Genomic DNA, 539 nt, shown 5'->3' with positions numbered 1-539 from the left:
CAGAGATAGGTATGGAAGAAAGCTACTAAGTGGAGAGCAATCGGTGAGTGAACTTCGCCGTAAGGGGTGGCGTTATCAAGGTATATTCCTTGATTTGAAAGCTAAGAATCCTTACTCACAGAAAGAAAAGAGTTTCATAGAAAAACAAAATCTAGAGACTAGGTATGAGCTTCACTCTAATTCTATTCTACTACCAACGGCATCATGAATAGCCATTAGGCTCACTGCGCGACATAAATTTGTTGCGCTGACCTCGTCCAAAAATGAGCGATGCTGAACACAGGTACTTAACACAACAAACGCCCCTCCTATCTCTAGGAAGGGCGTTTTTCTTTTATTCAAAATACCTAGGTAGATTACCTTTCACGCACGTAAGTCGTTTGAACTAAGGTGCCTAGCACCACTTCGCTCTTGGTCACTTTAAAATTGAGTGGTTGTTGCAAATCACCAAACAAAGGTGCGCCGCCGCCAAGTAGGATAGGGAAGCGAGTGATCACCATTTCATCGATAAGATCTTCTTTGAGGAAGTTTTGAATCGT

The 539-nt window shown here is 42.5% G+C and carries 1 protein-coding gene and 1 pseudogene; one reads left to right on the top strand and one right to left on the bottom strand.

From position 1 onward, the window contains the following. Window positions 1-208, top strand: a pseudogene (locus R7R24_RS29905) (hypothetical protein); the annotation flags it as partial. 148 nt (window positions 209-356) lie between these two features. Here the strand turns inward: R7R24_RS29905 and R7R24_RS29900 are convergent. Further along, a partial coding sequence (locus R7R24_RS29900) for a dihydrofolate reductase family protein (RefSeq protein ID WP_318120614.1) occupies window positions 357-539 on the bottom strand: 183 nt, incomplete at its 5' end.

It is taken from the genome of Vibrio sp. 704, assembly GCF_033339295.1.
This window is presented reverse-complemented; position numbering and strand designations above follow the sequence as displayed.